This window comes from Hydrogenophaga intermedia (assembly GCF_023715105.1).
GTDB classification, from domain to species: Bacteria; Pseudomonadota; Gammaproteobacteria; order Burkholderiales; family Burkholderiaceae_C; genus Hydrogenophaga; species Hydrogenophaga intermedia_A.
The window spans coordinates 163,571-186,638 of the sequence record NZ_JAMBNO010000001.1 but is presented as its reverse complement, the minus strand read 5'-3'; the positions used below and the strand labels follow the sequence as shown (position 1 = coordinate 186,638).

Sequence of the window (23,068 nt, the reverse complement as noted above, 5' to 3'; positions counted from 1 at the left end):
CGGGGGGCAGCCTCGAGTGCGGCTCAGGCAAACGGCCGCGTGCCGCCGAAGTCGCCGATCGGCATCGTGTGGCTCACCAGCCGCTGGCCGTGCCACAGGTGCAGCTGAAAGCCCGGCGGCTCCATCACATACCCATCGGGTGCCAGGCCCTGCAGGTTGAGCGCGATCTGGTGCGCCGGGCTCGGGCAGGTGCTGGCCAGGGCGCCGCCAAAGCGCGTCTGGATGCTGCGGTGCAGGTGGCCGCACAGCACGGCCTGCACCTGCGGGTGCGTGCTCACGAGGGATTCCAGCGCGGCCGTGCCTTCGCGCAAGCCCATGTCATCCATGTGCCCGATGCCTGTGGCAAACGGCGGGTGGTGCATGGCGATCACCACCGGCCGTGCATCCGCTTGCAGGCGCTCACGCAGCCAGTCGAGCCGACGCGCGCACAGGGCACCGTGGGGCTGCCGCGGCACCACGGTGTCCAGTGCCAGCAGCCGCAAGGGTCCGAGGGACGCTTCGTATTGCAGGAAATCGGCCATGGCTGCGCGGTGTGGCCCCATGCGAAAACCCAGCGCCTCGCGCAGGATGGCGCGTTCGTCGTGATTGCCCGCCAGCGGATAGATCGGCCACTCGATGGGGACCAGCATCTCGAGAAGGTGGCGGTACTCGGCCGCACCCCCGGCCTCCACCAGATCGCCGCTGAGCAGCAGCGCGTCGGGCACCGGGCGCAGCGCCTGCAGCGCACGCACACCGGCGCGGGCCATGGCATTGGTGTCCACAGCGCCACCGAGCAAGCGCCCCGGTGCGCAGACGTGCAGATCGGATAGCTGGGCGATCAGCATGCGGTCTCTTTCCCCCAAGGGCAGGTCAGCCCGCCCCCTGCCGCGAGATTGGACCAAGGAACGCACAGGCACGCCAGAACAAAAAGGGGACGAATCGGGTCGGGGGCGCGGGGCGACGCTCGCGCGCGTCGGCAAAACCGCCGGTTCAACCGAAACGCTGCGCCGCGTAGGGCGCCGGGTCCACCAAGGGCCTTGCGCCCTCGATCAGTTCCGCCAGCAGCCGCCCGCTCACGGGCCCGAGCGTGAAGCCCTGGTGCGCGTGCCCGAAGTTGAACCACAGCCCGCGGTGCCGGGGCGCCGGCCCGATGACCGGCAGCATGTCGGCGGTGCAGGGGCGCGCGCCCAGCCAGGGCTCGGGCTCCACGGGCTGCGGCAGGACCAGCAACTCGCTGGCCAAGGCGTGCGCGCGGGCCAGCTGCACGGGCGTTGGTGGGGCGTCCAGGCGCGCGAACTCGGCGCCGGTGGTGATGCGCACCCCGCGCTGCATGGGCGCGATCACCAGGCCACCGTCGGCGTCGAGCAGGCTCAGGCGCGGGGCCTGGCCACCCGTGTAGTGGCGGTGGTAGCCCCGCTTGGCAAAGAGCGGGAAGCGATAGCCCAGTGCTCGCACCAGCGCGTCGGACCAGGGCCCGAGCGCCACCACCGCGTGCTCGGCATCGACCACACCCTCGGCGCTGCGCACCTGCCAGCCACCGGATGTGGCGCGCAGCGTGGTGGCATCGCCCTGCAGCATCCGCACACCTAGCCGCTGGGCGAGCGCCGCATAGCGCGCCACCAGCCCGCCCGGATCGCTGACCGACCAGGGGTCGAGCCAATGGATGGCGCCAGCCAGGCGCCGGCGCAGCGCAGGCTCGGTCTGCAACAACTGCCCGGCATCGAGCACCGCATGGCGCACGCCGCACGCATCGGCCAGCCGACGCGCATCGTCCTGTGCCGCACGCAGGGAAGCCGGTTTGCGAAACACCGCCAGATAGCCGTCACGGCGCACCAGGTCGTCGGCGCCGGCCTGTGCGATCAGCGGTTCATGTTCGCTCAGGCAATGTGCGATCAGGCGCTCGTGTGCCTGTGCGATGCGCGCATGGCGCGCCGGACTGGAATGGCGCCAGTAGCGCAGCAGCGGCGCAGCAAGTCCGGGCAGTGCGCCGAGGTGGTAATTCACATCGGCCCCGCGCTTGAGCGCCACCCGTGCCAGCGTCGCCCACTCGCGCGGGAAGGCATAGGGCTCCACCGCCTCGCGCTGGATGATGCCGGCATTGCCATACGAGGTCTCCCGACCGGGCTCGCGTCGGTCGACCAGCGTGACGGTGTGACCACGCTGCGCCAGGTGCAGCGCGGTGCAGGTACCGACCATGCCGGCGCCAAGCACGAGCACGCTGGTGGGGGTTCGGGAGTTGCTCATCGCTTCACGGTCGACCAGGGGCGCCGGAATCATATGGGCGACACAGGGGCGTGGCGCGCCGGCGCAGAATGAAGCGCGTTGCCACAGCCTGCCAACACCCCGATGAACGACACCCCGCTGCTGCTGACCACCCGCCCGCAGGCAGGCGTGGCCGTACTCACCATGAACCGGCCGCAGTCGCTCAACGCGCTGTCGATCGGGCTGCGCGAAGCGCTGGTGCGCGCGCTGCGCGAGATCGCCGCCGACAGCGACGTGCGCGCGGTGGTGCTCACCGGTGCCGGGCGCGACTTCTGCGCCGGGCTGGACTTGAAAGAGCTTGGCGAGCGCGGCCTGGTGCCGAGCAACGCCGACAACGACGTGTCCGCGGCCCTGGCGGCGATGCCGCAGCCCGTGATCGGCGCGATCAACGGTGTGGCCATCACCGGCGGGCTGGAGCTGGCCCTGGCGTGCGACATCCTGATCGCCAGCACCCAGGCTCGCTTCGCCGATACGCACGCGCGCATCGGCATCGTGCCCTACTGGGGTCTGTCGCAAAAGCTCAGTCGGCTGGTGGGCCGCTCGCGCGCCATGGAAATGTCCCTGTCGGGCAACTTCGTCGATGCCGCCACCGCCGAGCGCTGGGGGCTGGTGAACCGCGTGGTGGAGCCCGATGCCCTGCTGCCCGCGGCGCTGGCACTGGCGGGCGACATCGCCAGCGCCGACGCCGCCATGCTGGTGACCTACAAGCGCCTGATCGACGAAGGCCACCGCCTGCCGCTGGGGGAAGCACTGCAACTGGAGCAGCAGCGCAGCCGGGAGTGGTCGCGACGGCTCGACCGTGAACAGCTGGCCGCGCGCCGCGAGCAGGTGCAGGCGCGCGGGCGCTCCCAGCAGGGCGGGTGAGCCAGGGCGATCGGCTACAGTCGTCGGCTGTTTTTCGCCGCGACCGACGCCCCCCCGTGACCGCCCCGCTGGAAGCCCACACGCCCATGATGCAGCAGTACCTGGCCTTGAAGGCCGGGCACCCGCACACGCTGCTGTTCTACCGCATGGGCGATTTCTACGAGCTCTTCTACGAGGACGCCGAGAAGGCCGCCCGGTTGCTGGACATCACCCTCACCCAGCGCGGCCAATCGGCCGGCAAACCCGTGGTGATGGCGGGCGTGCCCTTCCATTCGGTGGACACCTACCTCGCGCGCCTCATCAAGCTGGGCGAGTCGGTGGCCATCTGCGAGCAGGTGGGCGACGTGGCCACCGCCAAGGGGCCGGTCGAGCGCAAGGTGGTGCGCGTGGTCACACCTGGCACGCTGACCGACGCCGAACTGCTGTCAGACAAGAGCGAATCGCTGCTGATGGCGGTGCACGCCGGCGCGCGCACCGGCTGCGGCCTGGCCTGGCTCTCGCTCACGCAGGGCATCGTGTTCCTGGCCGAGTGCGCGAGCGACGAACTGGCCGACTGGGTGGCCCGCATCGGCCCTGGCGAGCTGCTCTACAGCGCCGACGCGACACCCACCTTCGAGCAGCGTATCCAGGCGCTGGCCAGCCAGCCCACAACACAGGGCGGCCGGCTGGTGGCGGTGCTGCGCCCGGCCTGGGCTTTCGACGCTGCCCTGGGCGAGCGCAAGCTGCTGGAGCAACTGCAGGCCGCAAGCCTGGCCGCCTGGGGTGCCGAGGGCCTGGGCAGCGCCCACGCCGCCGCGGGCGCGCTGCTGAGCTACGCCGAGCACACGCAAGGTCGGGCGTTGGCCCACGTGCGCAGTCTGCAGGTGGCGCGTGCCGATGAACGCATCGACCTGCCACCCAACACACGCCGCAACCTCGAACTCGTGCAGACGCTGCGTGGCGAGACCAGCCCCACCCTTTTCTCGCTGATCGACACCTGCGCCACCGGCATGGGCAGCCGTGCGCTGCGCCAATGGTTGCTGGAGCCTCGGCGCGACCGCAGCGAAGCGCGCGCGCGCCTGGGTGCCATCGGCGCGCTGCGCGCTGGCCCATGGCAGGCGCTGCGCGGCCAGCTCAAGGGTTGCAGCGACGTGGAGCGCATCACCGCGCGCACCGCCCTGCGCCAGGTCAAGCCGCGCGAGCTGGTGGGTCTGGGGCTCACGCTGCAACGTGCGGGTGAGCTCGCTGCCTCGCTGGCGCCGTTGATGGCAGACACCCTGCTCGCGCAGACCGCGCGCGACCTGCAACCGCCCGCGGGCTGCGCCGAACTGCTGCAGCGCGCGCTGCTCGCCGAGCCCGCCGCATTGGTGCGCGACGGCGGCGTCATCGCCGACGGTTTCGATGCCGAACTCGACGAGCTGCGCAACATCCAGACCCACAGCGACGCCTTCCTGATCGAGCTCGAGGCGCGCGAGCGCGCGCGCACCGGCATCGCCAACCTGCGCGTGCAATTCAACAAGGTGCACGGTTTCTACATCGAGGTCACGCAAGGCCAGCTCGACCGCGTGCCCGACGACTACAAGCGCCGCCAGACGCTCAAGAACGCCGAGCGCTTCATCACGCCCGAGCTCAAGGCCTTCGAGGACAAGGCCTTGTCGGCGCAGGAGCGCGCGCTGGCGCGCGAGAAGTGGCTCTATGAACGCCTGCTCGACGAGCTGCAGGCCTTCATCGACCCGCTCACGTGCCTGGCGCGCGCGCTGGCCACGCTGGACGCGCTGTGCGCGCTCACCGAACGCGCGCTCACCCTGAACTGGTGCGAGCCCGTGTTCACCAGCGAGCCCGGCATCGAAATCCGCGCCGGCCGCCACCCGGTGGTGGAGGCGCGGCTGGCCGAGACCAGCAGCGGCGGCTTCATCGCCAACGACACCGTGCTGAGCCCCAAGGCGCGGATGCAGGTGATCACCGGCCCCAACATGGGCGGCAAGAGCACCTACATGCGCCAGGTGGCGGTGATCGCGCTGCTGGCCAGCATGGGGAGTTACGTGCCCGCGAGCGCCTGCCGCCTGGGGCCGATCGACGCCATCCACACGCGCATCGGTGCGGCCGACGACCTGGCCAATGCGCAGTCGACCTTCATGGTCGAGATGACCGAGGCGGCGCAGATCCTGCACGGCGCCACGCCCGAGAGCCTGGTGCTGATGGACGAGATCGGCCGCGGCACCTCCACCTTCGACGGTTTGGCGCTGGCCAGTGGCATCGCCACGCACCTGCACGACAAGGTGCGCTGCTTCACGCTCTTTGCCACGCACTACTTCGAGCTCACCGAATTCCCCGCCAGCCACCACGCGGCGGTGAACGTGCACGTGAGCGCCACCGAGGGCGGCAGCAAGGGCATCGTCTTCCTGCACCAGATCGAACCCGGCCCCGCGAGCCGCAGCTACGGCATCCAGGTGGCACGCCTGGCCGGTGTGCCTGCCCCGGTGGTGCAGCACGCGCGGCACACGCTGGCCGCTCTGGAAGCGCACAGCGCCGAACAGCAGACGCAGGTGGACCTGTTCGCGCCGCCGCCGGTGGCCGAAGCACCCGAGACACACCCCGCGGTGGCCGCGCTGGCCGCCCTCGACCCCGACACGCTGAGCCCGCGCGACGCGCTGGATCAGCTCTACCAACTCCGCAAATTGATCACCCTCACCGGGGAAAAATCATGACCTACTGCGTCGCCGTCAAGCTCAAGGCCGGCATGGTGTTTCTCTCCGACTCGCGCACCAACGCGGGTCTGGACCAGATCAGCACCTTCCGCAAAATGATCGTCTACGAGAAGCCGGGCGATCGCTTCATGTGCCTGCTCTCGGCCGGCAACCTCAGCGTCACGCAATCGGTGCGCGAGATCCTGCAGATCGAGCAACTCGACGACCACGAAGGCGGCGAGCCGATCAACATCTGGAACGCGCGCAGCATGTTCGATGCCGCGCGCGTGCTCGGCTCCGCCGTGCGCCACGTGTGGCAGCGCGACGGCGAGGCGCTCAAGCGCGCGGGCGTGGACTTCAACATCACCATGATCTTCGGCGGCCAGATCCGCGGCGAAGGCATGCGCTTGTTCCAGGTCTACGCGGCCGGCAATTTCATCGAAGCCACGGCCGAAACGCCGTTCTTCCAGATCGGCGAGTCCAAGTACGGCAAACCGGTGCTCGACCGCGTGATCAACCCCGACACCCCCCTCGACGAGGCCGCCAAATGCGCGCTGGTGTCGATGGATTCCACGCTCAAGTCCAACCTGTCGGTGGGCCTGCCGCTGGACATGGTGGTCTATGAGGCCGACACGCTGCAGACCGACCGCATCGTCTGCATCGACGAGAACAACCCCTACTTCCGCATGGTGCGCAGCTCCTGGGGCCAGCGTCTGCGCGAAGTCTTCGACAGCATCGAGCACCCCACCTGGGACGGCAGCCCCACGCAGGTGCCCCTGGTCTGCGAGAACGAGCGCACCCGTCCGCTCAAGAAGATCACGAACCCACGCGAGCGGCTGATCTGAGGTGGGTCGCCAGGGCGCCGAGCGTTGAGCGTTGAGGCCTTTGCCGCGCTCGACGATCGACACCGAACGCTCAACGCGCATGATCATCTTCTCCCACGCCAACGGCTTTCCGGCCGGCACCTACCATGTGCTGTTCCGCTCCCTGCGCGGGCGCGGCCACACGGTGCGCGCCGTCGACAAGTTCGGCCATGAACCGCAATGGCCCGTCACCAGCAACTGGCCGCACCTGGTGCAGCAACTGGCGGATTTCGCCGCGGCCGAGATACAGCGCGCCGGCCAGGGCGCCTGGCTGGTGGGGCACTCGCTGGGCGGTTTCCTCAGCCTCATGTGCGCGGCGCGCCACCCGTTGCTGGGCGGGCATGCGGTGCGCGGTGTGGTGCTGATCGACTCGCCCGTGCTGGGTGGCTGGCGCGCCCGCACGCTGGAGCTCATCAAGCGCACGCAGCTCGTGGGCGCCGTCTCCCCGGGGCGCGTGAGCCAACGGCGCCGCGAGCGCTGGCCCGACGCCGACGCCGCTCTCGCGCACTTCCAGCACAAGCGCGCCTTCGCCCACTGGGACCCGCAGTGCCTGCGCGACTACATCGCCCACGGTACGCAAGAGGTGCAGACGGCACACGGCAGCGAGCGCGTGTTGAGCTTTTCACGCGAGGTCGAAACCGCCATCTACAACACCCTGCCGCACAACCTGGACCGGCTGCTGCGGCGGCACCCGCTGCAATGCCCGATCGGCTTCATCGGCGGCACACGGTCACAGGAGATGCAGCAGGTGGGCATGGCGATGACGCACCGCCTGGTCGGCGGGCCGGCGTCGCCCCGCCTTCGCATGGTCGAGGGCAGCCACCTGTTCCCCATGGAACGTCCGCACGAGACCGCCGCTGCGCTGGACGACCTGCTGCGCGCGCTGGCGTGAAGAATCCGACACCGGCGCCACATCGGTGCATTCCCGCGGTGCGGGGTGCATGCGCGGGTGTACCCTAGCCCACCGTGAATACAAACGCCCTGTCAGAGGCTCCAGCAACAACGCCACCGGCCTCCGTGAGCCTGCGCGAGCGCGTGGCAACGTGGGAACCCGCCCAGCATCCCTGGTGGCTGCGGGCCGTCGTGGCATTGGCAATCACGGGCTTGGCGGCCTGGATGCGCGTGGCGCTGGCACCGGCCGAATCCGGCGGGCGCTTCATCACCTTGTCATTGGCGGCCGCGTTGTGCGCCCTCTACGGCGGTTTTCGCATCGGCATGCTCAGCACGGTGGTGGGCATGCTCTTCATCAACTTCCTGCTGGTCAAGCCCTACTTCAGCTTCGCCTTCGAAAACCCCGTCGAGGCGTTCTGGCTCAACCTGTGGCATTTCGTCACCCAGCTCGTGGTGGTGGGCGCCATCGCCCTGATGCAGCGGCGCAACCGGCTGCTGGGCGCGTCGATGGCGCTGGCCGCGCACAACCAGCGGCAGATGCATGCCACCTTCGAGCACAGCGCCACCGGCATGGCACACGTCAAGCCCGACGGCACGACGCTGCGCATGAACCGGACCTACGTCGAGATGCTGGGCTACACCCACGCCGAACTGATGGCCTTGCATTGGACCGAGTACACGCATCCGGACGACCGCACGCCCGACCTGGCCCTGAGCCAGCGCATGCTGGCCGGTGAGTTCGACCACTACACACTCGAAAAACGCTTCATCCACAAACAAGGCCATGCGATCTGGTCCCTGCTGTCGGTGGCTCTGGTGCGCACGCCCGATGGCCAGCCCGATTACGAGATCGTGGTGGTGCAGGACATCACCCGCCGCAAGGTGGTCGAAGCGGCGCTGCGCACCAGCGAGCGGTTGCTGTCGCAGGCGCAGACGATGGCCGGGATGGCGACCTGGCGCTTCGACGCCGCCACACGCACCTTCACCGTGCTGGGCGAGTCGCACCGGGTGCTGGGCCTGCCGGGTTCGCAGTTCACCGATCTCGAGATGCTGGCCCACACCCATCCGGACGATGTGGAGCGCGTCAAACACGCCTGGGCGGCGGCCTTCGTGCATGGGCAGCCCTACGCCATTGATTACCGCCTGCGCTTCGGCGACGACTGGCGCTGGTTCGCGGTGCGTGCCGAGTTCGAGCGCGACGACAAGGGTCGGGTCACGGTCGGGTTGGGGGTGGTCCTGGACATCACCGAGCGCAAGCTGGCGGAGATGCACATCCAGGACCTGAACACCTCCCTTGAGGAGCGCATCCAGGAACGCACGCAAGCCCTCAAGGCCGCCTACGACGAGCTGGAGAGCTATTCCTACGCCGTGGCCCACGACCTGCGCTCGCCGCTGCGCATCATCAACGGTTTTGCGCAAGCGCTGGAGGAGGACAACCCGCGCCTGGATGACGAAAGTCGCAAGCACCTGGAGCGCATCCGCGATGCCAGCAAGAAGATGGGCGAGCTCATCGATGGCCTGCTCAAGCTGTCGCAGATGGCGCGCGGCGAACTGCAGCGCCTGCCGGTCGACCTGTCGGCCATTGCCACGCGACTGCTGCGCGAACTGACGATCACCGAACCCGAGCGCCGCGTGGACTGGCAGGTGGAGCCGGGCCTGCTGGCCATGGCCGACCCGCCGCTGGTGGAGGCACTGCTGCAGAACCTGTTGCACAACGCCTGGAAATACAGTGCCTGCACGGCGGACGCCCGCATTCGCGTGGGGCTGGAGGTGCACAACGGCTTGCGTGAGTTCGTGGTGGCCGACAACGGCGCCGGCTTCGACATGGCGCGTGCCGGCAAGCTGTTCCAGCCGTTCCAGCGGCTGCACATGCCGCACGAGTTCAAGGGTCTGGGCATCGGGCTGGCCACGGCCCGGCGCATCGTGCTGCGCCACGGGGGCGACATGCGGGCCGAAGCCGCACCGGGCCAGGGCGCGCGCTTCTACTTCACGCTGCAGCCTGCGGCCTGAGCGCCTGCCTCAAGGCGTCCAGTCGATCCAGCCCGCCTGCGCGGTGGCCAGGATCAGCACACCAAAGCCGATGCGGTACCAGGCAAACGGCACGAAGGTGTGCGTGGCCACGAAACGCAGCAACCATCGCACGCAGACCCAGGCCGACAGCCAGGAGACGATCAGACCGGTGGCGAAGAACGGCAGATCCGCCATCGTGAGCAGGTGGTGGTTGCGGTACAGGTCGTAGGCCCCGGCACCCACCAGCACGGGCAGCGCGAGGAAGAAGCTGAACTCGGTGGCCGCCCGGCGGCTGAAGCCCACCAGCATACCGCCGATGATGGTGGCGCCCGAGCGGCTGACCCCGGGCACCAGCGCCAGGCACTGGATCAGGCCGACCTTGAGCGCATCACGCCAGCGGATGTCGTCCACGCCATCGACAGGGGGGGCGGCGATGCGCGCCTGACGGGCCTCCGCCCACAGGATGACGAAGCCACCAACGATGAAACCGGTGGCAACGACCAGCGGGTTGAACAGCACGCCCTTGATCACGCCGATGAAGAAGAAGCCCAACACCGCCGCCGGCAGGAAACCGATCAGCACATTGGCGGTGAAGCGCCGCGCCACCGCGTCGCCACTGGGCAGGCCCTTGAGGGTGTCGAGCAGGCGCTGCGCGTAGACCGAGACGATGGCAAAGATGGCGCCGGTCTGGATCACCACCTCGAACAGCTTGATCTTCTCGCCATGCAGTCCAAGCAGCGTGCCCGCGAGGATCAGGTGGCCGGTGGAGGAGATCGGCAGGAATTCGGTGAGGCCTTCGACCACCCCCATCAGGGCGGCCTTGATCAGCAATGCAATGTCCATGAAACGGGAGCGTCGGGCGTCAAAGCCCGGCATCGTACCCGGCGCGCGGCACCGGCCCGCGCGTCACTCGTGGCGCAAGGCCTCGATCGGCAGCAGCTGCGAGGCGCGCCGCGCCGGGTAGAAGCCGAAGAAGACGCCCACGAAGGCCGAGAAGCCCGCGGCCAGCACCACCGAATCCAGCGTCATGCTCACTTGCCAGCCGGCGAACTGTCCGGTGGCCCAGGTGGCCACGGCTCCCAGCGCCACACCGATGGCGCCGCCGATGAGGCTGAGCGTCACCGCCTCGATCAGAAACTGCGCCAGGATGTCGCGCCCGCGCGCACCCACCGCCATGCGCAGGCCGATCTCGCGCGTGCGCTCGGTCACGCTCACCAGCATGATGTTCATGATGCCGATGCCGCCAACGATCAGGCTCACGCCGGCAACCGCCATCAGCAGCAGCGTCATGATGCGGCTGGACGCCTCCTGCGCCTGCAGCACCTCGGTGAGGTTGCGCACGGTGAACGGATCGTCCATGCCGGGCTGCACGCGCAAGCGCTGGCGCAGCAGCTCCTTGATGCCCTGCTCGGCCGCGGCCATGCTCTGCCCTTCGTGCACCTTCACGTTGATGGACCACACGCGCTTGAGCCGTCCGCCACCACCGCCCTGGATGCGATTGCGAAAGGTGGACAGCGGCAGCATGACCACGTCGTCCTGGTCCTGACCGAAGCTGTTCTGCCCCTTGCGCGCGAGCACGCCGACGATGGTGACGGGCACCGTGCGCACGCGGATCATCTGGTCGACCGGATCGGCGTCGCCGAACAGCTCGCGCGCCACGGTCTGCCCGATCAGGGCCACCTTGCCCGAGCCCTGTGCCTCCATCGGTTCGAACCCTCGACCGCTCGCCAGCTCCCAGTCGCGCGCGACCAGGTAATCGTTGGTGATGCCGAAGATCGACGTCGCCCAGTTGCTGCCACCACCCACCACCTGGCCGCTGGTGCGGTTGCTGGGTGCGGCCACCTGCACTTCGGGCACTTCCAGCGCAATCGCCTGCGCATCTTCCTCGGTGAGGATCTGGCCGGCCTGCGCACCCAGGCGCACGCCGCTGGAGGTGACACTGCCCGGCGTGACCAGGATGATGTTGGAGCCCAGGGCACGCATCTGCGCCTGTACGCGCTCGGTGGCACCGGCGCCGATGGCGATCATGGTGATGACCGCGGCCACGCCGATGATGATGCCCAGCATGGTGAGCACGCTGCGCAACGCGTTCGCGGTGAGCGCGCGCCAGGCACTTCGCACGGCGGCCAGCGTGTTCATGGTGTGACCTCTGTGCGCCGTGCGTCGTGGTGCGGCGGCTGCGCCGCGTCCTCCACGATGCGGCCGTCACGAAACACCAGCCGGCGCCGCGCCCACGCGGCCACGTCGTGCTCGTGCGTCACCAGCACCACCGTGATGCCCTGGCGGTTGAGATCGCTCAGCAGGCGCATCACGTCCTCGCTGGTCTGCGTGTCCAGGGCACCGGTGGGCTCGTCGGCCAGGATCAGCGAAGGGTTGTTGACCAGCGCTCGCGCGATCGCCACCCGCTGCTGCTGCCCGCCCGAGAGTTCGGCCGGCGTGTGGCCCAGCCGCTGGCCCAGGCCCACGCGCTCCAGCGCGGCGCGGGCACGCGCCTGCCGCTCGGCCGCTGGCACGCCCGCGTAGACCATGGGCAGCTCCACGTTCTCCTGTGCGCTGGTGCGCGGCAGCAGGTTGAACTGCTGGAACACGAAGCCGATGCGCCGGTTGCGCACGCTGGCCAGCGCATCGCCATCGAGCGCCTCCACAGCCTCGCCCGCAAGCCGGTACTGCCCGCTGTCGGGCCGGTCCAGGCAGCCCAGGATGTTCATGAGCGTGCTCTTGCCTGAGCCCGAGGCACCCATGATGGCCACGAACTCGCCGGCGTCGATGTCCAGCGACACGCCGTCGAGCGCGTGCACCGACTCGCCGCCCATGGCGTAGGTCTTGGTCAACCCGCGTGCTTCGATCAGGGGCATGGTGTCGGCCTCAGAACAGGCGCGGCCCGCTCGGGCGGTTGGCGGCGGCCGGGTTGATGTTGACGCCGGTGATCACCGTGGCACCTTCCACCACCGCAGCCGCAGCGGGCGTGTCGGGGCGCAACAGCACTTCACTGAAACTGCCATCGCCGACGCCCACACCCACGTTGTAGGCCACGGGTTTGCCGTCCGCACCCAGCAGGTAGAGCCGCCCGCGTGAGATGCTGTTGCGCCCGCCCGCCATTGGCGCCGGCCGGACACCGGGCGCCGCGTCGGCCGGTGCGCTGGCGGCCGGCTCAACCCCGGGAATACGCACGCGCAGCGCGGCGTTGGGCACCTTGAGCACGTTCTCGCGCTGCTCGGTCACCACGCGCACGTTGGCCGTCATGCCCGGCAGCAGGCGGCCGTCGTTGTTGTCGAAGTTCACCACCGCCACGTAGGTGATCACGTTGGAGACGTTGGTGGCGGCCTTGCGCACCTGGCGCACCGTGCCTTCGAAGCTTCGGCCGGGGAATGCATCCACCGTGAAGCTGGCTTTCAGGCCGGCGCGGATGCGCCCGACATCGGCCTCGTCGATGCTGGTGTCCACCTGCATGTCCGAGAGGTTGCGCGCGATCACGAACAGCTCGGGCGCCTGCAGGCTGGCGGCCACGGTCTGGCCACGTTCCACCGTGCGCTTGATGACGATGCCGTCCACCGGCGAGGTGATGCGCGTGCGCGAGAGGTCCACCTGCGCTTGCGCCAAAGCCGCGCGGCGTTGCTGAACGTTGGCGCGCGCGCTCTGGATCTGTGCCTCGCTCACGCCCAGCAGCGCCTGCACCGCCTTGAGCGACTCCTGCGCCGATTCGAGCGCCGCGCGGGTGCGGTCGGCCTCGCTCTGGGCAATGAAAGCCTGTGCCACCAGACTCAGGTTGCGTTCGTGCGCGCGCCGTGCCTCGGCCAGCTCGGTCTGTGCGCGCGACACGTTGGCGCGGCTGGACAATGCATTGGCCTGCGCGATCGCCACCGCGGCCTCGGCTGCGTCCAGGTCGGCCTGGGCCGAGCGCACGCGGTATTCGAACGTCTGCGGATCGATCTCGGCGATGAGCTGCCCGGCCTTGACCTCGCTGTTGAAGTCGACGTGGATTTCCTTGATCTGGCCCGAAACCTGGCTGCCCACCGAGACCTGCTGAACCGGATTGACCGTGCCGCTGGCCGACACGCTGGCCTGCAGCGCGCCGCGTTCGATGGTGGCGGTGCGGTAGGTATCGGCGTCGGTGTCACCGCGCTGGGCCCACCACCACCCGCCGGCGGCCAGTGCCAGCACGGCGACCCCGGCGATCCAGTACTTGGTTTTCATGTTGCGGATTGTAGGAATCGCCTGCGTCGCCCCCGTGCCGCTGGGGTATCGCCCCGGTAAAGCCAGCCTGCCGCCGGCAGCCCGGGCCGCGAGCGGCCGCATTTCGCTCCAGGCGGGCGTCATTTCGCGGCGGCGGGACGCGGTTTCGTCACAGGCCGCTGGCGACGGCGACTTGCGGCGTGGACAGTGCGCCCATCGCACCGCATCGGTCGCCCTCGGAGCCGTTCATGAACCTCTCACCCGCCATCGCCATCCATCTGTTCGCCGCGCTGGCGGCGCTGGTTCTGGGCCCGCTTGCCCTGTGGGCCCGCCGCGCCGGCCAGCCCCGCGCGCGCCTGCACCGCGCCGCGGGTTACGCCTGGGTCACGCTGATGGTGGTCACCGCACTGTCGGCCCTGTTCATCAGCGACCCGGTGATCCCCAACATCGCCGGCTTCGGGCCCATCCACCTGCTGATTCCGGTGGTGCTGGGATCTCTGTTCCTGGCGTTGCGCCAGTTGTTGCGCGGCAACGTGCGCGGCCACCGGCAAACCATGCTGGGCCTGTACTTCGGTGCCTGCCTGGGCGCGGGCGTGTTCACGCTGCTGCCGGGGCGCACGCTGGGGCAGTTGGTGTGGGGGCAATGGTTGGGGCTGCTTTGATCGGCATACTGCGCGCCATGCCCACCCTGCCCGCCCTGCCGATGGCCGCCCTGGCGCGCCATGGCGCCCTCACGGCGGCCGTCAACACGGCCATCGCGGGTTTTCTCACGGCGCTGGGCAACGACGGGTTCGCGGTGAACCTGCTGTATTCGCAGTGCATCGGCCTGGGCATCTGGGTTGTCATCGATGGCGGGCGCTTCGTGCTGCGCCGCGACGGCTGGCCCGGCGTGGGGCCGATGTCGGCCCTGGTGGTGGCCGGCGTCCCGCTGGCTTATGCGCTGGGCAGCGCCACCGCCAGCCTGTTGCTGGGCCGCCCGGCGCTGTTTGCGCTCGCGGGCTTTCCGCGCGCCACATTGGGCCTGCTGCTGATGTCGCTCATGGTCGGCGCCGTCGGTACCTACTACTTCACCAGCCGCGAGATGCTGGCCAAGGCCCGGCTGGCGCAGGAAGAAGCGCAGCGCCAGGCCAGCGAGGCAAGGCTGCGCCTGCTCGAGTCGCAACTCGAGCCGCACATGCTGTTCAACACGCTGGCCAACCTGCGCGCGCTCATCGCCACCGACCCACCGCGCGCCATCGACATGCTCGACCGCCTCAATGCCTTTCTGCGCGCCACACTGGCCGCCTCGCGCAGCGACGCGCAGGGCAACGCGCACACCCTGCGCGACGAATTCGCGCGCCTGGGCGACTACCTCGAACTCATGGCCGTGCGCATGGGCCCGCGCCTGCGCGTGCGCCTGGAACTGCCCGAGCCGCTGGCCGACCTGCCGGTGCCGCCCCTGCTGCTGCAACCGCTGGTGGAGAACGCCATCCGCCACGGACTGGAGCCCAGCACGCGGGGCGGCGAGGTTGCTGTGCGCGCGCAACGCCAGGGCGGGCTGCTGCAGTTGAGCGTGATCGATAACGGCGTGGGCTGCGACGACCCGCGTGGCGACGGTTTCGGGCTCCACCAGGTGCGCGAACGGCTGCGCGCCCTGCACGGCGACGCGGCCCGGCTCGACTGGCACAGCCAGCCCGGGGTCGGCACGCAGGTGCACCTTCAACTGCCGATCCCCTCGTGAACGCCACCGCCCTCATCGCCGAAGACGAACCGCTGCTGGCCCAGGCGCTGCAGGCAGAGCTGGCGCGCGCCTGGCCCGCCCTGCGCGTGCTGGCCTGCGTGAGCGACGGTGAAAGCGCCGTGCAACAGGCGCTGGCGCTGCGCCCGCAGGTGCTGTTCTTCGACATTCGCATGCCCGGCCTGGGCGGTCTCGATGCGGCAGCCGCCCTGGCCGAGGAATGGCCGGCCGAGGCGCCACTGCCCGTGCTGGTGTTCGTGACCGCTCACGACGAGTTTGCGGTGCAGGCCTTCGAAGCCCGCGCGCTGGACTACTTGCTCAAGCCCGTGCAACCCGAGCGACTGCAACGCACCGTGGCGCGTGTGCAGGACGCCCTGGGGGCGCGCACCGCCGACGCGGCACCGGACTGGTGGGCCGTGCACGCGCTGCTGGCCGCGGGCACCGGCGCAGCACCGCCCCGGTTGCGGCACCTCATGGCTGGCGTGGGCAACAGCGTGCTGCGCGTGGCCATCGACGAGGTGCTGGCGTTCGAGGCCGCAGACAAGTACGTTCGCGTGCTCACCGGCGAGCGCGAATGCCTTATCCGCACACCGCTCAAGGAGCTCGTGCCGCAGCTCGATCCGGAGGTGTTCTGGCAGATCCACCGCGGCACCGTGGTGCGGGTGGACGCCATCGATCGCGTGACCCGCGACGAGGCGGGCAAGTGGCGGCTGACGCTGCGCGGCCTGCGCGAGACCTTCGCCGTCAGCCGGCTTTATGCCGACCGCTTCCGCGCGATGTGAAGCGGCCGGGAGGCACCGTCAGTCGTCCCAGTGGCGATGACCGCGGTGGTGCTTCTTCCAGTGCTTGTGGCCGCGATGCCCATGCCATTGCGGATGACCGTAGACCGGGTAGCTGTGCACCACCACCGGCCGTGGGTGAACCACCACGGGGCGCGGGTAGACCACGACCGGGCGGGGTTCGTAATAGACCGGATAGCCATACGAGGGATAGCTGTAAACCACGGTCGGCGCGTTGGACACGCCCACGCTCACGCCGGGCGAGTTGATGCCGATCGACCAGTGGATGTTGTCGCGCGCGTGCGCGGTGCCCGACAGCGCCCAGGCGCCGGCGGACAGCGCCAGGACGGCCAGGCCCCGGGCCCAGGCGCGGACGCGGGCGGGCTGGCGGGCCATGTCGAGGGACGGGGTGTTCATCGTGGGACTCCGTTGTGCGGCGGTCTGCCGTGTACGTATTGCACAAGAATCCTGTGTCTGCCGATCCGCACGGCCGGTCAAACCTGTTGCAACACGTAAACGCCATGGATACCTCCCTGCCCACCACTGCCCGCGCCCTGCTCGACCTCTGGCTCGGCGACGGCCTCGAGCGCGACTGGCCCAGCCTCCCCCGCAGCGACCTGTGGTTCAACGCCACGCCCGAGCAGGACGCCGATCTGCGCGAACGCTTTGGCGCCGAGGTGCAGGCCGCCCTCACCGGCCAGCGCGACAGTTGGGCTGCCAGCCCCACCGGCCGGCTGGCGCTGGTGGTGCTGCTCGACCAGCTGCCGCGCAACCTGTTCCGCCGCCAGGCCGCCGCCTTTGCCGGCGATGCGAGCGCCCAGGCCCAGGTGCAGGCGGCGCTGGCGGCGCGAGAAGACGAAGCCATGCCCACCATCGGCCGCGTGTTCCTGTACCTGCCGCTCACACACGCCGAATCGCTGCCGCTGCAGGACGAGTGCGTGCGCCGCTTCGAGTGGCTGCGCGCCAACGCTGCGCCCGAGCGCCATGCCGAACTGGACAACTTCCTGCGCTTTGCGCGACTGCACCGCGACATCGTGGCGCGTTTCGGGCGATTTCCGCACCGCAACGCCGCGCTCGGGCGCGAAAGCACGGCCGAAGAACGGGAATTCCTGAAAGACGGCCCTCGCTTCGGGCAGTGAGGGGTCCCCACGGCCGGGGACGGGCCGGGCAATCGACGGCCAATCGACGGCGGGTCGGTGGCATTGCGCAATGCGCGTCCTGCGACGCGCGGTGCCGTCGTACGGTGCTATCGTGCGCCACCGCTGCCTCCCCGCGCCGCCATGCCGCACACCCTGGTCATCCACGCCCACCCGCGCCCGCGGCAATCGCGGGTCACCCACGCCCTGCTCGACACGCTGGCCGCGCGGCCCGACACCGCGGTGCGCTCGCTCTACGAGCGCTACCCCGATTTCGACATCGACGTTGCCAGTGAACAGGAGGCGCTGACACACGCCGACTTGCTGGTGTGGGTGACGCCGGTGTACTGGTACAGCGTGCCGGCGCTGCTGAAACACTGGTTCGACACCGTGCTCACGCACGGCTGGGCCTACGGCCATGGCGCGCAGGCGCTGCAAGGCAAAACCGCGTGGTGGGTGGCCAGTGCGGGCGGCACCACGGCCGCTTATGGTCCCGGCGGCCACCACATGCGCCCTTTTGCCGACTACGTGGCACCGGTCGAACACACCGCGCGCTACTGCGGCATGCACTGGCTGCCGCCCTTCGTGGCCCACGGCGGGCAGCGCCACACGCCCGAACAACTGGCCGCGGAGCAGGCCGAACTCGCGCGGCTGGCAGAGCAACACGTGCAGGCGCTGGCCGAGGTGGTGCGCGCATGAACCAGGCCATCGTCTTCCTCGCCATGGCGGTGGTGCTGGTGCCCATCGCCGTGCGCCTGGGCCTGGGCTCGGTGCTGGGCTACCTCATCGCCGGCATCGCGGTCGGGCCGCTCGGCCTTGGGCTGGTGGCCGACGCCGCGGCCGTGGCCCAGGTGTCCGAACTCGGCGTGGTGCTGATGCTGTTCCTCATTGGCCTGAACCTGGAGCCGCGCCGCCTGTGGGCCATGCGCAGCGCGGTGTTCGGCGGCGGCGCGCTGCAGCTCGTGGCGTGCACCGTGCTCATCATGCCCATCGGCTTCCTGCTCGGCTGGAGCTGGAAGGCCACGCTGATCGGCAGCCTGGCGATGGCGCTGTCCAGCACGGCCATCGTGGTGCCCATCCTGCAGGAGCGCAACCTGCTGCTGCGCCCGGTGGGTCAGAAGGGCTTTGCGATGCTGCTGTTCGAGGACATCGCCGCCATTCCCCTGCTGGCGCTGGCGGCGCTGCTGGGCAGCACGATGGGCACGCCCACCGCGGTAAGCCCGTCGGCGCAGGACAGCGGTTGGTGGGGCCCGCTGATGCAGTTGGGTGCCATCGCTGGCGTGGTGCTGGCGGGGCGCTTCCTGGCCTACCCCGCCATGCGTTTCATCGCGCGGCTGCCGGTGCGCGAGCTGTTCACCGCCTTTGCGCTGGCGCTGGTGCTGGGCGTGGCCGTGTTGATGCAGGCGGTGGGCCTGTCGATGGGCCTGGGCGCGTTCATCGCCGGCGTGCTGCTGGCCGGCTCACCCTACCGGCACGCGCTGGAGAACGACATCCTGCCCTTCAAGGGCCTGCTGCTCGGCCTGTTCTTCATGGCGGTGGGCATGGGCATGCAACTCGGCCTGCTGGCCACACACGGCGTGCAGGTGGTGGTCGGGCTGGTGCTGGTCACGCTGCTCAAGCTGGTGGGCGTGTGGCTGGTGCTGCCGCTGGTGGACCTGCACGGACGCAACCGCTCGTTGCTGGCCGTGCTGCTGGCGCAGGGCGGCGAATTCGCCTTCGTGATCCTGGCCACCGCGCAGGCGTTCAAGGTGCTGCCGGCCGAAGACGCCGCGCTGCTCACCCTCATCACGGCCATCTCCATGCCGCTCACGCCGCTGCTGCTCAAGCTGTTCGACCGCTATGCGCGCGACGAGGCCACGGAACGCGCGGCCGACGCCATCCCCGACGAGCGCCCCGCTGTGCTGCTGGCGGGTTTCGGCCGCTACGGCCAGATCGTTGCGCGCCTGCTGCTGGCCGCGGGCATCAAGCCCACCGTGGTGGACCACGACGCCGAAACCGTGGACAGCGCCCGCCGCCTGGGCTTCGAGGTGTACTTCGGCGACGCCACGCAGCCCGACCTGCTGGCCGCCGCTGGCGCCGCGAACGCGCAGGTGCTGGTGGTGGCGGTGGACGACGTGGACCAGGCCAACCGCCTGGTGACTCTGGCTCGCGAGCAATGGCCGCACCTGAAGCTGGTGGCGCGCGCACGCGACGCGGTGCACGCCATGGCGCTGCACGAGGCCGGCGTGCACCATGTGCAACGCGAGCTGTTCGAGAGCTCGCTGCGCAGCGGGCGTTCGGTGCTCGAAACGCTGGGCTTCGACCACTTCCATGCGCGCGAAATGGCCGACGAGTTCCGCCGCTACACCGAGCGCTTCATCCGCACCGAGCACGGCCTGCGCCACCGCGACGAGGAAGACCGGCTGCGCCGCGTGCGCGAAGGCCGCGAGCAGTTCGAGAAACAGATGCAGCAGGACCTGCAGCGCCAGCGCGAGCGCAGCCAGGACGGCGGCTGGCAGGGGGAACGGTAGTCAGCGGGGCTCGGCCAACGGTTTGAGCGGCGCCGGCAGCCAGCCCACCAGCGCCGCGTGAATGCGCGCCTCGCGCCGCTGCCACCAGATGCCCAGGGCCACGATCGCCAGCCCCAGCAGCGTGAGCGCAAAAGGAAACAGCAGGCTGTCGGCAAACACCTTGTAGCTCAGGTAACCCAGGTAGCCGGCCACACCGATGGCGCCGAACACGGTGAACACGCGCCGCGAAATCGCCGCGCCCAGGAACACCATCACCACGTTGATGGCCGCGTAACCGGCCTTGGCCAGTTCGCTGTCGCTCTCGCGCAGGCTCAGGCCGCCCCAGAACATCAGCACGCCGAACAGGTAGAGCCAGAACGCGAAATCCTGCCGGTCGCGCGGATCGCTCGCGAGGCGGGTGCGCAGATCCACCCACACCGCGATGGCGACAGTGGCGATGCCGAACAACAGCGAGGTGTCGCGCGTGAACTGCCAGTCGAAGCCCTCCTTCTGCATCAGCATGTGGGTGAGGTCCATCCACAAATACCAGATCGTCACGGCCACCGGCATCACCATGAACGGAAAGCGCAGCCACCACAGCATGACCACCGCCGCCGCCAGCGTGGCCAGTTCCAGCCAGAGCCATCGCCAGTCGATGAAGCGGTGGAAATCGCGGTAGTTGTCGTGCGGGCCATCGGGCCACAGGCCCAGTGCACTTTGCAGCGCCCAGGTGGCCAGCGGCACCAGGCACACCGCCAGCGTGGCCAGGATGCCCGCCGGAATGTGCAGGCCGCGGTGCAGCAGGTTTCTGGCCACCGCGATGGCGCCCACGCCGTAGCCCACGGCCAGCAGCAACACACCCCAGGCGCCGAACAGCTCCCAGCCCAGCGTCATGAACAGCGTCATGGCGCCGATGGCGAGCATGCCGCCAAAGTAATAGAGCACGTGGGTGAAACTGAAGCGCGGCGCGGCGATGGCGCTGCCAGCGCCACCGGCCCAGCGGGCCCACAGCCGCTCGGCCTGATCGGCCGAGATGTCGCCGGCCTGCGCGGCGGCTTGCAGCTGGCTCCAGCCGATCTGGATGCGCTGGCTGCTGTCCGGGGCAGCGCCCGGTGTGGTGGCGTCGTTCATGTGCTGTTCCTCCGGGGCGCACGATAGCGCATGGCCATCGCGCGCGGCCGGGCCGGTGCCGCTCGCCGGTCCCTAGAATCCCGGGATGACCTCCCCCACCCACCCCGCCGCCGACGGCGACGCCAAGGCCAGCAACTTCCTGCGCCAGATCATTGAGGCCGACCTGGCCAAGGGCACCTACGCCAGCCGCCGCTGGGCCGGCAGCCCCGGCGACGCCGCCCACCACGCCAGCGGCCAGCCCGACCCGGCGAAGATCCGCACCCGGTTTCCGCCCGAGCCCAACGGCTACCTGCACGTGGGCCACGCCAAGAGCATCTGCCTGAACTTCGGGCTGGCGCGTGACTACGGCGGCATCTGCCACCTTCGCTTCGACGACACCAACCCCGAGAAGGAAGACACCGAGTACGTCAACAGCATCATCGACGCGGTGCAGTGGCTCGGCTTCTCGTGGGACGCCGGGGGCGTGAAGCACCTCTACCAGGCCAGCGACTACTTCGACTTCATGTACCGCGCGGCCGAGGCGCTGATCGAACGCGGCCATGCCTATGTGGACGAACAGACCGCCGACGAGATGCGCGCCAACCGCGGCGACTTCACCACGCCCGGCAAGGACAGCCCGTTCCGCGGCCGTACGCCCGCCGAGAACCTGGCGCGCTTTCGCGAGATGCGCGACGGCAAGCTCGCTGACGGCGCTGCCGTGCTGCGCGCGAAGATCGACATGGCCTCGCCCAACATCAACCTGCGCGACCCGGCCATCTACCGCATCCGCCGCGCCACGCACCACAACACCGGCGACAAGTGGTGCATCTACCCCATGTACACCTACGCGCACCCGATTGAGGACGCGCTGGAGCAGATCACCCACAGCTTCTGCACGCTGGAGTTCGAGGACCAGCGCCCGTTCTACGACTGGCTGCTTGAGAAGCTGACCGAAGCCGGCCTACTGGCCAGCCCGCCGCCGCGGCAGTACGAGTTTGCGCGCCTGAACCTCACCTACGTGATCACCAGCAAGCGCAAGCTCGCGCAACTGGTGAACGAAGGCAAGGTGAGCGGCTGGGACGACCCGCGCATGCCCACCATCGTGGGCCTGCGCCGACGCGGCTACACGCCCGAGAGCATCCAGCTCTTTGCCGAGCGCATCGGCGTCACCAAGAGCGACAGCTGGATCGACTACAGCGTGCTCGAAGGCTGCCTGCGCGAAGACCTGGAAAACAAGGCCCACCGCGCCATGGCCGTGCTCGACCCGGTGAAGCTGTTGATGACCAACTGGGCCGAGGTCTTCGGCAGCGACAGCCACACCGAAGACTGCGCCCAGCCCGCCCTGCCCCACTCGGCCATCGCCGAAGGCCAGACGCCACCGCCCGAGCGCGTGTTCAAGATCGGCAAGGAAGTCTGGATCGAACGCGAAGACTTCGAGGAGGTGCCGCCCAAGGGCTACAAGCGTTTGTTCCCCGGCAACGTGGTGCGCTTGAAAGGCGGCTACGTCATCGAATGCACCGGCTGCGCGAAAGACGCGAACGGCAAAGTGACCGAAGTGCACGCCAAGGTGCTTGCCGGCACCAAGAGCGGCACCCCCGGCGCCGACAGCGTGAAGGCCAAGGCCGCCATCACCTGGGTGGCTGCGGTGGACGCCATCGCCGCCGAAGTGCGCCTGTACGACCGCCTGTTCAGCGACCCCCACCCCGACGCCGGCGGCAAGGACTTCCTCACCGCCCTCAACCCCCACAGCCTGACCGTGGTGCAAGCCTGGGTGGAGCCGTCACTGGCCAGCGCGAAGCCGGACGACAAGTTTCAGTTCGAACGCCATGGCTACTTTGTGGCTGACCGTGTGGACCACGGGGTGGGTGGCAAGGTGGTGTTCAACCGGGTGACGGGGTTGAAGGATAGCTGGGTAAAGTAGAAAAGTTAAACCGACAACACTCAGCAAATCAGGAGGCAATATGAAAAAAAACAATTGCGCTGCCCCGACATAAAACAGCCGCGCCTCCTCGCGCTCGTCCTCACTCTCAGCGGGCATGCGCCCGGCGCCCGCCAGTCCCACCACCGGAAACTCCAGCCCTTTGCTGACGTGCAGCGTCATCTCCTTGATGCTGTCGGACGGGGTCGAA

20 protein-coding genes and 1 pseudogene are annotated in these 23,068 nt (G+C 69.4%); 12 read left to right on the top strand and 9 right to left on the bottom strand.

Going from position 1 to position 23,068, the window contains the following annotated elements:
- Positions 1 to 23: 23 nt before the first annotated feature.
- Entirely contained in the window at positions 24 to 824 is an 801-nt protein-coding gene (locus tag M3149_RS00900) for a phosphodiesterase (protein ID WP_251707451.1), read from the bottom strand.
- 145 nt (positions 825 to 969) lie between these two features.
- Positions 970 to 2,223, bottom strand: a complete 1,254-nt coding sequence (locus M3149_RS00895) for an NAD(P)/FAD-dependent oxidoreductase (RefSeq protein WP_251707450.1) — start codon at positions 2,221 to 2,223, stop codon at positions 970 to 972.
- A 102-nt stretch (positions 2,224 to 2,325) separates the two neighbouring features.
- On the opposite strand from M3149_RS00895, the gene M3149_RS00890 reads away from it, so the two are divergent.
- From M3149_RS00890 to M3149_RS00870, 5 genes are all read left to right on the top strand, one after another.
- Entirely contained in the window at positions 2,326 to 3,105 is a 780-nt protein-coding gene (locus tag M3149_RS00890; RefSeq protein ID WP_251707449.1) for an enoyl-CoA hydratase, read from the top strand.
- 86 nt (positions 3,106 to 3,191) lie between these two features.
- Entirely contained in the window at positions 3,192 to 5,792 is a 2,601-nt protein-coding gene (gene mutS / locus M3149_RS00885) for a DNA mismatch repair protein MutS (RefSeq protein ID WP_251707598.1), read from the top strand.
- A complete protein-coding gene (locus tag M3149_RS00880; protein WP_251707448.1) occupies positions 5,789 to 6,616 on the top strand; it encodes a proteasome-type protease in 828 nt (275 codons plus the stop codon). The genes mutS and M3149_RS00880 overlap by 4 nt, the downstream gene beginning before the upstream one ends.
- Positions 6,617 to 6,695: 79 nt before the next feature.
- Positions 6,696 to 7,526 carry an alpha/beta fold hydrolase gene (locus tag M3149_RS00875; protein WP_251707447.1) on the top strand — a complete coding sequence of 277 codons (831 nt, stop codon included), beginning with the start codon at positions 6,696 to 6,698 and terminating at the stop codon, positions 7,524 to 7,526.
- 125 nt (positions 7,527 to 7,651) lie between these two features.
- Positions 7,652 to 9,535, top strand: coding sequence for a PAS domain S-box protein (locus M3149_RS00870; protein ID WP_251707446.1), 1,884 nt, complete (start codon positions 7,652 to 7,654; stop codon positions 9,533 to 9,535).
- 9 nt (positions 9,536 to 9,544) lie between these two features.
- On the opposite strand, the gene M3149_RS00865 is transcribed toward M3149_RS00870, so the two are convergent.
- The 4 genes from M3149_RS00865 to M3149_RS00850 all read right to left on the bottom strand — a co-directional run bounded on the left by M3149_RS00865 (position 9,545) and on the right by M3149_RS00850 (position 13,729).
- A complete protein-coding gene (locus M3149_RS00865; protein WP_251707445.1) occupies positions 9,545 to 10,378 on the bottom strand; it encodes an undecaprenyl-diphosphate phosphatase in 834 nt (277 codons plus the stop codon).
- Between the two features lie 63 nt (positions 10,379 to 10,441).
- Positions 10,442 to 11,674, bottom strand: a complete 1,233-nt coding sequence (locus M3149_RS00860; protein ID WP_251707444.1) for an ABC transporter permease — start codon at positions 11,672 to 11,674, stop codon at positions 10,442 to 10,444.
- Positions 11,671 to 12,390: an ABC transporter ATP-binding protein gene (locus M3149_RS00855; RefSeq protein WP_285886275.1), complete on the bottom strand. Its 720-nt coding sequence runs from the start codon at positions 12,388 to 12,390 to the stop codon at positions 11,671 to 11,673. The genes M3149_RS00860 and M3149_RS00855 overlap by 4 nt, the downstream gene beginning before the upstream one ends.
- Positions 12,391 to 12,400: 10 nt before the next feature.
- Positions 12,401 to 13,729 carry an efflux RND transporter periplasmic adaptor subunit gene (locus M3149_RS00850; protein ID WP_251707443.1) on the bottom strand — a complete coding sequence of 443 codons (1,329 nt, stop codon included), beginning with the start codon at positions 13,727 to 13,729 and terminating at the stop codon, positions 12,401 to 12,403.
- A gap of 227 nt (positions 13,730 to 13,956) precedes the next feature.
- Between M3149_RS00850 and M3149_RS00845 the strand changes: the two genes are divergently transcribed.
- The 3 genes from M3149_RS00845 to M3149_RS00835 are packed head-to-tail and all read left to right on the top strand — an operon-like array spanning position 13,957 to position 16,207.
- Positions 13,957 to 14,370: a DUF2306 domain-containing protein gene (locus M3149_RS00845; RefSeq protein WP_251707442.1), complete on the top strand. Its 414-nt coding sequence runs from the start codon at positions 13,957 to 13,959 to the stop codon at positions 14,368 to 14,370.
- Between the two features lie 17 nt (positions 14,371 to 14,387).
- Positions 14,388 to 15,428: a sensor histidine kinase gene (locus tag M3149_RS00840; protein WP_251707441.1), complete on the top strand. Its 1,041-nt coding sequence runs from the start codon at positions 14,388 to 14,390 to the stop codon at positions 15,426 to 15,428.
- The gene (locus tag M3149_RS00835) at positions 15,425 to 16,207 is read left to right on the top strand and encodes a LytR/AlgR family response regulator transcription factor (RefSeq protein WP_251707440.1); all 783 of its coding nucleotides are present in this window, start codon (positions 15,425 to 15,427) and stop codon (positions 16,205 to 16,207) included. The genes M3149_RS00840 and M3149_RS00835 overlap by 4 nt, the downstream gene beginning before the upstream one ends.
- A gap of 18 nt (positions 16,208 to 16,225) precedes the next feature.
- On the opposite strand, the gene M3149_RS00830 is transcribed toward M3149_RS00835, so the two are convergent.
- Entirely contained in the window at positions 16,226 to 16,621 is a 396-nt protein-coding gene (locus M3149_RS00830; protein ID WP_251707439.1) for a hypothetical protein, read from the bottom strand.
- 104 nt (positions 16,622 to 16,725) lie between these two features.
- Here M3149_RS00830 and M3149_RS00825 point away from each other — a divergent pair, with 104 nt between their 5' ends.
- The 3 genes from M3149_RS00825 (at position 16,726) to M3149_RS00815 (ending at position 19,850) form a co-directional block, all read left to right on the top strand.
- On the top strand, positions 16,726 to 17,343 hold the full coding sequence (locus M3149_RS00825) for a DUF924 family protein (RefSeq protein WP_251707438.1): 618 nt from the start codon (positions 16,726 to 16,728) through the stop codon (positions 17,341 to 17,343).
- A gap of 141 nt (positions 17,344 to 17,484) precedes the next feature.
- Positions 17,485 to 18,039 carry an NAD(P)H-dependent oxidoreductase gene (locus M3149_RS00820; RefSeq protein ID WP_251707437.1) on the top strand — a complete coding sequence of 185 codons (555 nt, stop codon included), beginning with the start codon at positions 17,485 to 17,487 and terminating at the stop codon, positions 18,037 to 18,039.
- Positions 18,036 to 19,850, top strand: coding sequence for a monovalent cation:proton antiporter-2 (CPA2) family protein (locus M3149_RS00815; protein ID WP_251707436.1), 1,815 nt, complete (start codon positions 18,036 to 18,038; stop codon positions 19,848 to 19,850). The genes M3149_RS00820 and M3149_RS00815 overlap by 4 nt, the downstream gene beginning before the upstream one ends.
- Here the strand turns inward: M3149_RS00815 and M3149_RS00810 are convergent, their stop codons facing one another.
- A complete protein-coding gene (locus M3149_RS00810; RefSeq protein ID WP_251707435.1) occupies positions 19,851 to 20,960 on the bottom strand; it encodes a DUF2157 domain-containing protein in 1,110 nt (369 codons plus the stop codon).
- An 85-nt stretch (positions 20,961 to 21,045) separates the two neighbouring features.
- Between M3149_RS00810 and M3149_RS00805 the strand changes: the two genes are divergently transcribed.
- Positions 21,046 to 22,860 carry a glutamine--tRNA ligase/YqeY domain fusion protein gene (locus tag M3149_RS00805; RefSeq protein WP_251707434.1) on the top strand — a complete coding sequence of 605 codons (1,815 nt, stop codon included), beginning with the start codon at positions 21,046 to 21,048 and terminating at the stop codon, positions 22,858 to 22,860.
- A 54-nt stretch (positions 22,861 to 22,914) separates the two neighbouring features.
- On the opposite strand, the pseudogene M3149_RS23125 reads toward M3149_RS00805, so the two are convergent.
- A pseudogene (locus M3149_RS23125) lies at positions 22,915 to 23,061 on the bottom strand (3'-5' exonuclease); the annotation flags it as partial.
- Positions 23,062 to 23,068 lie beyond the last annotated feature (7 nt).